General features: G+C 41.4%; 9 protein-coding genes and 1 pseudogene. 1 reads left to right on the forward strand and 9 read right to left on the reverse strand.

Translation table 11 applies throughout. The annotated features are described in order from the left end of the window. From F6K20_RS06565 to F6K20_RS06590, 6 genes are all read right to left on the reverse strand, one after another. Positions 1-4,855 (reverse strand): non-ribosomal peptide synthetase (locus F6K20_RS06565; RefSeq protein WP_287294178.1); only part of this gene is annotated, 4,855 nt, incomplete at its 3' end. Positions 4,856-5,286: 431 nt separating this feature from the next. Beyond that, on the reverse strand, positions 5,287-6,183 hold the full coding sequence (locus tag F6K20_RS06570) for a GNAT family N-acetyltransferase (RefSeq protein WP_287294181.1): 897 nt from the start codon (positions 6,181-6,183) through the stop codon (positions 5,287-5,289). Positions 6,184-6,239: 56 nt separating this feature from the next. Further along, a complete protein-coding gene (locus F6K20_RS06575; protein WP_287294183.1) occupies positions 6,240-7,781 on the reverse strand; it encodes a hypothetical protein in 1,542 nt (513 codons plus the stop codon). A 122-nt stretch (positions 7,782-7,903) separates the two neighbouring features. After that, entirely contained in the window at positions 7,904-8,440 is a 537-nt protein-coding gene (locus F6K20_RS06580; RefSeq protein WP_287294185.1) for a hypothetical protein, read from the reverse strand. 204 nt (positions 8,441-8,644) lie between these two features. Next, positions 8,645-9,496, reverse strand: coding sequence for a GNAT family N-acetyltransferase (locus F6K20_RS06585; protein ID WP_287294188.1), 852 nt, complete (start codon positions 9,494-9,496; stop codon positions 8,645-8,647). Between the two features lie 99 nt (positions 9,497-9,595). Further along, on the reverse strand, positions 9,596-10,813 hold the full coding sequence (locus F6K20_RS06590) for an ATP-grasp domain-containing protein (RefSeq protein ID WP_008189619.1): 1,218 nt from the start codon (positions 10,811-10,813) through the stop codon (positions 9,596-9,598). Between the two features lie 427 nt (positions 10,814-11,240). Here F6K20_RS06590 and F6K20_RS06595 point away from each other — a divergent pair, with 427 nt between their 5' ends. Beyond that, positions 11,241-11,729 carry a TerB family tellurite resistance protein gene (locus F6K20_RS06595; protein ID WP_131827209.1) on the forward strand — a complete coding sequence of 163 codons (489 nt, stop codon included), beginning with the start codon at positions 11,241-11,243 and terminating at the stop codon, positions 11,727-11,729. Positions 11,730-11,978: 249 nt separating this feature from the next. Here the strand turns inward: F6K20_RS06595 and F6K20_RS06600 are convergent, their stop codons facing one another. The 3 genes and pseudogenes from F6K20_RS06600 to F6K20_RS06615 form a co-directional block, all read right to left on the reverse strand. Then, the gene (locus F6K20_RS06600) at positions 11,979-12,119 is read right to left on the reverse strand and encodes a hypothetical protein (RefSeq protein WP_008189613.1); all 141 of its coding nucleotides are present in this window, start codon (positions 12,117-12,119) and stop codon (positions 11,979-11,981) included. Next, positions 12,119-12,738 (reverse strand): annotated as a pseudogene (locus tag F6K20_RS06605) (class I SAM-dependent methyltransferase). Before F6K20_RS06605 ends, F6K20_RS06600 begins: the two are co-directional and overlap by 1 nt. Before the next feature lie 35 nt (positions 12,739-12,773). Next, on the reverse strand, positions 12,774-13,322 hold the full coding sequence (locus tag F6K20_RS06615) for a hypothetical protein (RefSeq protein WP_287251731.1): 549 nt from the start codon (positions 13,320-13,322) through the stop codon (positions 12,774-12,776). Between the last annotated feature and the right edge of the window lie 123 nt (positions 13,323-13,445).

A 13,445-nucleotide genomic window follows, 5' to 3' on the forward strand; every position in this document is an offset into this window, starting at 1 on the left:
AAGCTCCACCAGCTTTCAGAACCCCATAAATACTCACTACCATCTCCAGGGAAGGTTCCAGAAATATCCCAACTAAAGTATCTGGTTTAACTCCTAACTTCCGCAAATAATGTGCCAGTTGATTAGCTTGACCATTCAACTCCTGATAAGTTAATGTTTGTTCTTCAAATGCCACCGCCACTGCATCCGGTGTCCGTTCTACCTGTTCCTCAAATAACTGATGAATGCACTTATCCTGGGGATAATTAACAGCCGTATCATTCCACTCCACTAATAACTGATGACGTTCGGCTTCAGTCAACAAGGGCAATTGAGCAATGGAGGTTTCTGGATTAGCAACAATTCCCTCTAGTAAAGTCATAAAATGTCCGATCGCCCGGTCAATAGTTGTAGCATCAAACAAATCGGTATTGTACTCGATCGCCCCGATCATTCCCTCTGGTCGTTCCTCTAAATTAAAAGTGAGGTTAAACTTCGAGGTGCCCGAATCTACCTCTAACTGGCTGACCGTCCATCCCAGCTTATCATCAGTTAAAGGGGGCTGAAGCACAAACATTACCTGAAAAAGGGGATTTTGGCTGACGTGGCGATCGGGATGAAGAGCATTGACCACCTGCTCAAACGGCACATCTTGATTGGCGTAAGCAGATAAAATGACATTTCGGACTCGCTTTAACAATCCTGAGAAACTGGGATGGCCACTGAGGTCGCTACGCACAACTAAAGTATTGAGAAAGTCTCCCATGACTCCTTGTAACTCCGGTCGGTTGCGTTGGGAGGTGACAGTACCAATGACAATATCTTCTTGAGATGAATAGCGATAAAGCAGAACCTTGATGGCTGTAGCTAAAGTCATAAATAAGGTGACACCCTCTTTGCGGCTCATGGTTTTGAGTTTTTCGGTTAAATCTTTAGAGAGTGTAAAACAAAGCCTCGAACCGGCAAAGGTGGTTTGTGGGGTGTGGGCACGGTCAGTGGGAAGTTGTAACTGGGGTAAATTTTCCAGTTGTTTTTCCCAGTAGGCAAGCTGATTGGAAAGAATTTCTCCCTGTAACCACTGTCGCTGCCAAAGGGCAAAGTCAGCATATTGGATGGTTAACTCCGGCAGAGGTGAGGGTAAGCCTTGATAAAATGCCGTATAAAGGATTTCCAATTCCGGCCAAAATATACAGGTAAGGGATTCTCCATCCACCACAATATGATGCACGGCCAAGTAAAGTCGATAATCTGTTTCTGCAAGTTGAATCAGAGTGGCTCGCAGCAAGGGGCCTCGGGCTAGTTCAAAAGCGGTGCCAAGCTGTTCGGTGGCAATTCGCAACCCTTCGGTTTCTCGTTCCGTTTCCAGCAAGAAGCGCAAATCAACTACGGGTAAAGTCAAAGTCGATGGCGGATGAATTTCCTGAACTGGCTGCCCGTTGACGACTCTAAATGTAGTCCGCAGAATTTCGTGACGGCGGATGAGTTCTGTCAAACTGTTTGATAATGCCTGGATATTAATATCCCCACCTAAATGAATGCTTAAGGTTTCGTTGTAGACTGGTTCAGAGGGAGTTAATTGAGTGAGAAACCACAATTGTTCTTGAGCAAAGGATAAAGGAATAGTTTGCTGTCGTGAAATGGGTTCGAGGGATGGCAAACGATTCGATCCCTCTTGTTGAGCTACCTGGGTAACAATTTTGGCTAACTCTGCTACTGTAGGATACTCGAATAAGCAATTTAGCGATAATTCTACTTGGAAGCGATCGCGCAGTCGTGCCATAATTTTGGTAGCTAATAGGGAATGACCACCTAATTCAATAAAGTTGTCATGGATTCCGATGGGAGATATACCGAGAACTTCTGACCAAATTTGAGCTAATTGTAATTCCATCGAGTCGCGGGGGGCAACAAAACTGGTTTCTCGAAGCAAACTTGAAGCATCTGGAACAGGTAAACCACGAAGGTTGACTTTGCCATTGGGAGTCAGGGGTAAACTTTCTAAAATGACAAAAGCCGATGGGATCATGTAGTCGGGTAGCTTAGTCTTGAGGAAAAAACGCAAATCATTAATCGTAGTTTTTTCCTGATTGGTAATTAAATAAGCAACAAGTCGCTTTTCTCCTGGAATGTCTTCGCGGGCAATGACTACAGCTTCTCGCACGTTGGAATGTTGGGCAAGTACTGCTTCAATTTCTGAGAGTTCGATCCGGAAACCTCGAATTTTTACTTGATGATCAATACGTCCAATAAACTCTATATTTCCATCAGGTAAATAACGGGCTAAATCCCCAGTTTTATAGAGGCGAGAACCTGGTTTATTGCTAAAGGGGTTAGGGATAAACTTTTGCTCTGTCAGTTCGGGACAGTTGAGATAGCCTCGAGCTAAACCCGCACCACCAATATGCAGTTCTCCGGGTACACCAATGGGTACGGGTTGGAGATGAGAGTCTAAAATGTAAATCTGGGTATTAGCAACCGGACGACCAATGGGTACACTTAACAACTGAGTTCCGGCTTGACAAGGATAATAACTAGCATCTATGGTTGCTTCTGTCGGCCCGTATAAATTAATCAGTTCGGCTTTTTGCACTGTCTCAAACTTTGAGAGCAAATCTTTTGAGAGCAGTTCACCCCCACAAAACACTCGTTTCAAGCTTGGACAGGATGCCAAAGTACCTTCTGAGAGCAACATTTGTAGTAAAGTGGGAACAACCTGAAGGATGGTAAGAGAATGCTTGTTTATGGTGTCTATTAGATAAGCCGGGTCTTGATGTCCTCCAGAACCTGCTATTACTAACTGTCCCCCTACCAATAAAGAGGCGTAAAATTCCCACACCGACGCATCAAAACAGAAAGGGGTTTTTTGTAAAACTTTATCTTCTACGGAGAGAGGAAACTCTGTCTGCATCCAGTTCAGATGATTAACTAAAGCTTGATGAGGAATCATTACCCCTTTAGGTTTTCCTGTTGAACCAGAAGTATAGATGGCGTAAGCTAAATTTTCGCTAGTGACAGAGCTATCAAAATTTTTGGGACTTTCTTGCTCAATCAAATTCCAATCTTGGTCTAGGCAAACTATCTCAGCGTGATGATTAGTTAATTGAGGGGTCAAATTTTGCTGAGTTAATAGAATGGAAGCTTGGGATGTTTCTAGAATGTGGGTTATCCGGTCCCTCGGATAACCTGGAGCCAGAGGAACATAAGCTCCACCAGCTTTCAGAACCCCATAAATACTCACTACCATCTCCAGGGAAGGTTCCAGAAATATCCCAACTAAAGTATCTGGTTTAACTCCTAACTTCCGCAAATAATGTGCCAGTTGATTAGCCCGACAATTCAACTCCCGATAAGTTAATTGCTCCCTATCAAACACCACCGCCACTGCATCCGGTGTTTTTTCCACCTGTTCCTCAAATAACTGATGAATGCACTTATCCTGGGGATAGTCAACCTGAGTATTATTCCACTCAATTAATAACTGATGACGTTCAGATTCAGTCAACAATGGTAATCGAAAAATGGGCGTTTCTGGATTGGTGACAATCCCCTCTAACAAGGTCAGATAATGCCTCGTCATCCGGTCTATAGTTTCAGGATAAAATAAATCACTATTATAATTCCATCGAACATTCAACTGATCACCCACTTCAATCATTTCTACAGAGAGGTCATAGGGAGCGCCACGTTGTTCTTCCAACAGATAAGGCTCTATTTGAAGTAATTCATCTGGAAAATCTGTATCATCCCATCCTAATTTTCGCCAATTAAACATGACAGAAGAAACCAGCGCATGACGGAAATTACTTTTCAGTTTCAACTGCTTGACCAATTGACTCAAAGGATAATTATAAGCTTCATTTTTCAGGGCTTGGGAAACCGTCTGAGCGACTTGCATCAGCAATTCATTAAAAGTAGTATTACCGTCCAAATTACCTGGCCTTTGGGCCACGCTACGCGAACGCACAACAACTAAGCTTGCCAAATAGCCCGCTACATCCTTAAACTCTTTTTTACCTCGTCGATTTTCCGTGGGAATATTGACAATAATATCGGTCTGATTTGTGTAGCGATATAACAGCACATAAAAGGCACTCAACGCAATTTGAAACAGACTAATACTATCGGATTGTAGTTGTTTCAGACGCGATAGCAATTCTTCATTGAGCTTGAATTCATGGGAATCACTGCGATAAGTAACTAAACTGGGGCGGGGTAGATCCGTTGGTAAATCTAAAATTGGCAACTCACCCGCTAATTGTTTTTCCCAATATTGCCAAAGCTTTTCTCCCCAAGGTGACTTCAGCAGTTCTGATTCCCAATTGACAAAATCGGTATAAGCTAAAGGTTCTTTAACTGGAATACCCCGATATAATTGTTGGAATTCTTTTAAAAATAAATCTTTGGTAAAACTATCACTACCAATCTGGTGAATCGTAAACATTTGAACCCATTCGCTTGCGGAACGCTGAAACAAATATAATCGGATAATGGGGTCTTTTTCTAAATCATAGAGAACATCTGCACAGGCTAAAATTTCTTGCTTTAACTGTTCTTCACTCCAATCCTTAGCATCAATCAACTGCATCGAAACATTGATCATGGGATGAATAATTTGCACAGGTTCGCCTTGATTATCCGTTCCATAAGTGGTTCGTAAAATGCTATGGCGTTCTACGATTTTTTGCCATGTTGCTTTCCAGGCTTCTATATCTAAAGGTGAATTTACTTTGACTGCATTATACTCGTTGTAAGCGGTATTTTCAGGGGCGATTTGGTGGAGCAACCATAAGCATTTTTGCCCCTCTGACATAGGATAAACAGAATTTATTTCTGGATTATATATTAAATCATTATTTTTATTTTGAAGATAATTCATTATTTTAATACCAAATTTTATTACTAGTTTTGTGTAGTAATATAAGCCTTAAATTCAGATCAAGAGGAGTATTAGGCTGACTAGGCGGTGTTATGTAATCAAGTCGGTGTAGGTTATCACAAGTGTAAGCATTCAGCCGTCAGCATTCAGCCGTCAGCTTTGTGGCACAGGCCACAAGCGCTGTGACTTTCGTGACTATTAAACGAATGCTTACCTGTTGTCTTGATGCAAAGCGCGAGTGGGGGAAACCCCCTGTTCCGAAGCTGCATCGCTTATTCAAAAGCTGTTTGGTGTAGCTTGCCCATAAGCTAATAGCTGTTCGCGAAGCGTGGCCAAAGGCCTTTGGCTGATAGCTGAATGCTTACTCACAAGTACTAAAGTACCTTAGGATGTATTATATACTAAAACACCCCTAGGCGATCCTTTGTACTTTATACATATCTTTTTTTGTAGACTAGGAATTTATACATATCTTTCAGGTCAGCACTGATCATCGGGTTCTCCAAAAGTCCAGATTCTTGTAGTCCAAGCTTTTGCAAAATGCGACGGGAACCCCTGTTATTAATATCTGCAACTCCTACCAGCTCTTGTACACCCTGACTCGCAACAAACCAGGGCACACAGGCCCAGAGGGACTCAGACATCAGACCTTGTCCCCAATAGCACTTGGAAAGTCCATAGCTAAGTATGACTGTTTCATAGGGAATTTGGCTAATGAGAGGGGTTATTAAGCTAGGTGGTGAGTTTTGATCAAAGCCGATAAATCCAATTGGCTTTTTGCCCTGACGTAATCGAAGAACAAAGAAATACCTATACCAAGTAACTTCATGTTTATCACTTTGATAGATGGAGTGGATGTTTACAAGAGGCGAATAGTATTTACCTCTCATCTTCCACATATCTCTCTCTTTTATAAAATCAATGATTTCCGGTTCATACGATGGCAACAAAAGACTAATTTCTAGTCTTTTGGTTTTCAAAAGGGGTTCGGCACTCACCGGCCACCCTAAGATATCTGTAACTGTGAATGTATCCTCAAAAAAATTTATCCCCTCCGAATTCCTAAAAGCTATATTTACACTAAAGTAATCAGGCGCTTGAAAGTCAATCTGTAGTTCTTCGAGACTTGCTCCTGCTCCGGCTATTTCAAAACACCGAAACCGGAGTAACCCCATAAACCTGTCTGCGAATAGTGAAAGTTGAAATGGCTCAAGGAACTGTTTGAACTCACAGATTAGCAAATGATGTGAGTCAAGATGCTGCTTCCAATTTGACCGCTCAATCCGCCTTAAAAATGACCGCTGACTCAAGAGGGTATCTTCCGCCATGGCTTCCTGCTTTTTCGCTTTTTACCAATTCATTCTTCATTCTACCTTTTGCTGAGTCATCCTGCGTTTCTTGTACTGAGATTTGGGACGTTTCTAATTTTATCTAAATCGATAATTCCCATCTCTAGCATCCTTGTTGGCGACGGATAATAGAATGGCCCAGCACAATACATTGCTCCATTTGGACCAGAATCCTCAGACGGAATGTACAGAGATCCACAATCATCTCGTGAAATGTCAGGAGGGCATGTAAATGGGACACGCAGCTCTACTCCGGCGAACTGCTCATTAAAGGCTTTAATGAGATCATCAGAATATCCCGGAGCAAATTCGGCTGCTCCTCCTTCCCTTAACTGTTGGTAGTAAAATTGCTCTTGTATGGAATACATACTTGTTGCCAATACACCTTGTGCAATATCATCTATTTCTTTAACACCGTTTACCTCAATTTTGGGAGCAGGAATCCCTACTTGGACAAATGTATAATTTTCTTGATTTCTAAATTCACAAAAACCCATTTCCAGATAGAATGCCTTTGCATAGCGATCAAGATCAAACCCCGTTGTTCCTTGCCACGGTATATCTCGATAAACAGATCCATGAACAATAGCTTCTCCAGGAGATGGCCATGCAACTCGGCAAAGCTCCAATCCCATCAACCTCATTTTGGCATCTCCAATTGTAGTATTAGCCATCATCATCCAGGTCGGCAAGTTAAGTTCTCCCTTTCTTCGGACTCCTGCTTTAGCCGGTTGGACAACAGATATTTTATGAGAACTTGGCATATACGCAGCCGCTGCTGCCATATACTCAGCAGGCCTATATGGACTAACACGAAGCCTTTCTGTTGAACCTGCCTGATAATAGGGACCGAAAATATCTAGGTTGATTTCATCAGTATCAGTATGACCAACATAAGTTTGATCATCAATTAACCCTTGAGCCATAGCCCAAATGAAGCCAGCTAAAAGGGTAGTACCTTTGCCTCTCAAGTAAACATTTCTATTCTTTGGCAAAAAACCCTCTTCTCGTAAGGCATCAGTATCAATGTGTTCTAGAACTTGCCGCTGATCAATAACAATATCACTATGTGGTGCTGCTGCTGTCAATGTCTGATGATCTGGACTTACAACGAGAACACGACCTTTTGGAAGCAACTTTTGATGGTGTGTAGCAACGTGAGCAATCGTCTCTCTTTCGATAAATGCAGGAAGCAACCAAAGTCTATTGTGATCACTAGGATTAAGAAAATCACGTGCTGCTTCAACAATAGACCGAGCATCTGGATCATCTAAATCAACATTTCCTGCATTAAAGTAGAATGCATTGTTCAACTGAATATCAAGTTGTTCACGAAAATCATGACTGGCACTAAAATTAGCCTCACGCAAACGCTCTCCCTCCTGAACAACTGTGCTAGAGGCAGTTAAGGATTGAAGTTGATCTCCTAGTCTTGGTCTTGTTTTAAGAGCTTGGTTCGCAGTGTCTAGTTTCTTGACAAGATCTGGAATATCAACAATCTCACCATTTCTTAAATGTTCAGGTAAGAAGTCTAATTCAATATTACTAGACTGCAACTGATAATTACTGCTCTGCATTTTTACCTCAGGGTTACAGTTTTATATTGGAAATACTTGGTTTTTACATTTTGAGTATGCTAAACAAACAATCCCATAGTTTTATTGAGTAATCTAATTGGATAGAGTGAAAAATATATTCGTTAATCCTGATAATAAGTAATATTATTCAGCTTTCCCTCTGCCTTGTCAATTTTCATGCTCTCCGCCGGTAGGTACTTCTGACGAGAGCGTTGGAACCTTACCTCCAGCTTGGGAACCAATTCATTTTTGATGCCATCGAGTACAAAGCGATTTACCAGTAGCTTGTTACCAATCGACTGCCGGAACACATACAAGTGTCCTATACCTGAAACTAACTGCACTGGAGCAACGGCAGACTCAATTGTTTCGGCTACTTCACCATAGCGCGATCGCAACAACTGATTACCATCTTTATCGGTGAACTCCCCCTGCTCATGATCTAATACGGATTGATCTAGCACAGAGCGGTCTAGAGGAAGCAGCTTCCAAGGTTCAAAACTAAGGGGGTCCTGATTATCCTGGAGTGCTGTATCCTCAAAGCCACTGCGCTTAACTGTGTAGTAAATCTTCCCGTCAGCTGTGGTTCCAAAAACTAGGATTTTGCCCTCGTGGGCAATGCTGTTAACGTGAGCAAATTTTTGACCCTGTAGATGCACTTCCCTTTTCTCCTTTAGGAGTTTGAGCTGAGTTGATTTGCTAAAGCAATCACCAGAATTACTTCTACCATCTGGAGAGTGTTTTGCTATCCTTTTGTAACAAAAAAATTAAATAAAATTACAATTGTTTACAGTTATCACAAATTGACTGCATAAATTGTGAATTTGTTTGCAATCCTTTACACTTATCTGGGAATATAAAAGTCAACCTAATTCCACACTAGTAACAGCAAAAACCTTGTACCCATCAATATTAGGGGGTTCTGCTGTATACATTCCTATACATTCAAACATAGGGGTCATTTGATAACTTTCAAATAAGATAATAGCCGATTGATTAATATTAGGTACGTCTACATATATAGGACTTCCTTCAGCATAAGTAGCTAAGGCTAAGAATAACTTTTCTGCTATGTCTTCATTTTCTGCAAATATAGGACCGATTTTAAAGCCATCTGTAGCTTTTCTAATTACTCCATAGCCTGCCAACTCACCATCGTTAAGGATAGCGTAACCTTGCCCATGAGGTTGGTTAATCCATCTCGAAAGAAAATGAGAACGATGACTAGGAAAATATCGCCGATCATAACGACAAAGTTGCTCAAAATCAATAGACTTTAAATCCCTGACATCTGGCGAAATTGTGCCGACAATTATTCCTTGATAACGGAAATTAGAATGAGCAGGTTTGAAACCAAATTTTTGATAATTATTAACTTGTTCTAAGACAGCATAAAGAGCAGCAGGCTGCCCAGAAATTAAATTCAATGCTTCTTGCCATGTTTTTAAACCAAATCCCTTTTTTCGTTCTTCCGGTTTAACAATATAAAGACCAATAAAATTAAATTGAGGTTCATATCGCACTACAGAAATAGAACTAATCGGTTTTCCATTTAATTCTCCAATTAAAAATCCCCCAGGATCAGCAATATAATAATTATCAGCATCATCAATACCTGGATTCCACCCCTCAGATACTGCCCAGCTTAAGGCAATTTTAATATCATCTTTGGTCATAGGACGAACTTGAAAATTATCTTCTGGTGTAATAGTCATTTGTTTGCTCGTGTTTTAAATCTTGTAAGCGCCACTGTAAATGGCATAGTCAATACTCAATTTTGGTATTTAGACAAAACCTGTCAATCTTGACTTGAACTATAACGCTAATTTAATTGGACTAGGTTCAAAACATGGATGCAGAAACCGTTCAAAATCAAGATGTAAATAGTCAAGCACATCTTCGACTTTATCCGCAACAATATGCGCCACCCCAAAAAAGGGACTAATTGTCGGATCGCTTGGTAAATAGTTGAGTAGTCTATTTCCAAAAATCTTGCGGAATGATTCCTGATCAATAAGATATTTTTTTGGAGTATAATGGGGTGGCAAACTACCAATAATAAAGGCATAAATCTTAGAAGTATCTACATTGGCTAGTAGGGAATTCCAATCAGGAGATTCATCGGTAAAAAAAAGCTCATAGGGATTGAAACCAAAAGCATACTCTACAGTGTCAGGTAGCGCAACTTCTCCAAAGCGCAAGGGATTTAATTCAATAGGGAAGAGAGTTCCATTACTAGATAGTCTAAACTCAAAATGAAACGGAAAACGGCGTAGATCAAGCTTAGCTCCAATATAGTTCATCACTGCCATGGTGGGCTCTATTGTTTTAGCTACTACTTGTTTCGATGTATAGTATAATGTGTCACTTACATCGGAGTTTGAGAGGAAAGGATGCTGATAAATACCAGTGATTATGGTTTTACCATTTTTGTCCCAGAAACCATCGCAGGCAAACTCTTCGCCCTCTACAAATTCCTCTACAAGGAAATAGGAATCGCTTAACACAGTAGAATTCATTTGTTTTGTAGCTCTATCAATATCTTCAAGAACCCAATCTACTGCCTGATCCCATTCCTCTTGTCCATGCACAATGCGAACGCCTATAGAGGCAGTTCCTATGCTGGGCTTAAGTACTACCTTATCAATTTCTCGTGGAAACTTAAAATCCCCCAGAGCATCCCTTGTCAGTTCCAGATAAAATAAGTCCGGATACAAGTCTTTGAATAGCCGACGGAAGATTGCTTTATTTTTAAATGTATTAACTTGATTTAAACGTTGTTTTGGTAGATTCTGAAGAATAAAAGAGAGACTTGCTTCCCAGTTTATCATGACTGCGGTATCTTTATCTTGCATCAAAGATATCGCTTTGGCATCTTTAAGAACAGTGATTGTTTTTGGTAGGGGAGCTATTGGTTGTTGCCCATAGACAGAAATTCCTAGACGTTTGATTGCACGTAACAAAGAAGGGGAGTGGAGAGGTCCGGCAATAAAACAGCAAATAGTATTTGGTGTTGTGATGTTCTTATTCATTAACCCTCTAAGGCAGCAATTCGGGCTGGAGTCTAGGTCAAGATTGGCTTTTGAGCACTGCCGGTAGGGCAATCACATCTAAGCAGCTATGATTTCATATTTCCGTCAAGTTGTCAATGCGTAAATCCTAAAGATAATCTAAAAATAATTTGTTAGTAGTCCTAAATCAAAGCGTTATTTTATCAGGTTATTGGTGAATTTATGTGAAATTTATTTTAGTTTTAGTAGTGCTATAGAGTCAGCGCGATCGCCAAACGGTTGCTTGGGAACATCGCTCTTAGCTTATCGATACATAGAAAGCGTAATTTTTCAAGCCAAATTAGATAGGTTTGCCCTCAATCAAAAGACGTAATAATTAAGTAATAGATTGTGAAGTGGGGAAGGTGTGCTAGAATTAGCGGCGAAGTTTATTCTAGAAACAAAAACAATGACCACTGAAACAAGTTTTGAAATGACGGGATATGCCAAGAGGAAATACAACGTCACTGCACCTATCAATGTTGATGTGGCCAGAAACTATCTCAGAGCAGTAGTGGCGATCGCTAGTGCTGATGGTGAGTTAGCACAGGAAGAAATAGATTGGTTTATGGAAGAACAGCAGCAGATGGGAACACCATCTGACCTCCTAGAAGAAAATGTCATAAACTTCGATGGGAAAAATGCCGACATCGAACAGTTATTGAGCGCTATTCATTATGATTTTTCTATAAATGTCGGCCATTCTATGTTATATCAAGCCATAAAAATGAGCCGTGCTGATGGAGTGTACCACGAAAAAGAAAAAGCAGCTGTTGATCGAGCAGCGGAAATTTTAGGAATTGAACGGAAAGTAGTTGTTAGCCTTGAGTCTTTGGCGGAAATAGAAGAGTCAGCAGACCGGCTACGACTAGCGATATTTGAAACTGACGTTGAATAGTTTCATTCATCAACTATGTTTATAGCTGATTTTTCTAACATCTGTAGTTTGAGCTTACTTTTTACCAAAACTTACCCTTTGACAAAAAAACACAACCTATGATGAGGTGAGGTTGTAGGGGTTTAACACCCCCCTCTTCTGGTTGACTAAATTTACCAACAAGCATCGTCAACGAACCTTATCGTAAACTCCAGCGGATATAGCACTACCCATTAAAGTTAGGACATTGATAAAAGCTAAAAAGCTTTTTTAGTCAACTTTTGCCTCTTGCCTCTTGCCTCTTGCCTTACGCATAGCGCTATACTTCTTACCCTCATCTTGTTGGCGAGAAGCGTACGCTAGCTCTGGGTCACATCTACCATTTAAGAAGAAAATAACTCTATTTCCCACTAATATTGCACTCGATTAAGGGCGACAATTACTAACCAAGATTGCTGCTCACAGGGTAAACCAGGTGGGCGGTAGTAATGATCAAAAATCTCAAATCCTGCTTGTTCAACACAGCGAGCCAAGCTTTGATATTCCCAACCTACAACATAGCGATAGCCGGTTGGACGAACACTATAACCCTCATGATCACCACGAATCATTGACATAACTATGGCACCATTGCTAACAAGCGATCGCTTTAAATCCTTAAGTACCCTAACCATCGCAGCACGGGGAATATGAATCAGGGATGCATTGGCAAAGATCCCATCAAAGCTCTTTGGTGGCAGCTTGAGGTTCAGAAACGATTGCTGCCAAACCTCGCATCCTGAAACCTGTTGCGCCATCTTCACAAATGCTGGTGTAGCATCGAGACCAATCACTTGATGACCTTGGTCTTTAAAAACAACCAAGTCTCTACCAGGACCACCTCCTAATCCAGAATCTTGCCTGGATTGCGGGGCATAGCATCCACCAAGGCGTTGCGATTTTGAGACACATCATGATTCCAGGTGCCTTCCCGGAAAGATTCTGCTGTTGCTTGATACTCAGCAATTGTTACTCTTTCGTGATCTTCCACAATAGTTCAACCTGGTGATACTGAAGCAAATTTTACTATCTAGCTAATAACTCGATAATAAACTCAGCCGCAGTTAGATAAGTTCGATGTGGGGGTTGCTCACCTAATGGCACCTGAACCCACCAGCCTTGGCACTGACAAGGGCTACGCCACAAGTCCAAATGGCCTATTGCGGGTGTTGCATAGAAACTGTCTTCCCCTGCCCCCAATAGCGCTGAACTCCAGTGGGTAAAGTAATCGTGACTAATCCGGTGGATGGGAAAATTGCCATACAGAGGCACACCCCAGCCATCAATAGCGATCAATGCTTGGATGGAACCTCCCAGTAGCTGCCAACCCCAAGCTGCTGCGATCGCACCCACTACCCCAGCACTGAAACCGATCAAGACTATGGGAGTCTTGACCAAACCAATGTGACGTTGCAAGAACTCTAAAATATGAATAGCTGAATAAGCTGGGTAGTCCTGAGCTGGAAAAATTAAGATTTTCTCAGTCCAGGAACTTGATAGATCCAAACTTGCTAAAAAATCCTGGGTCAGTTGGGGCTCATGGATACCGGGGCAAATAATTAAGTAGGGGGACATGAGTGAACTACCCCGACTTACTTCGTTGAAGTCGGGGCTTCCAGCTTCACGGAAGAATGCCTTAACTTGGACGGGCGTCCACGTCTTGGTCTTACTTCTTCTCCACTGGCGTTGACCTCCCCC

Source organism: Moorena sp. SIO2C4 (genome assembly GCF_010672485.1).
GTDB classification, from domain to species: domain Bacteria; phylum Cyanobacteriota; class Cyanobacteriia; order Cyanobacteriales; family Coleofasciculaceae; genus Moorena; species Moorena producens.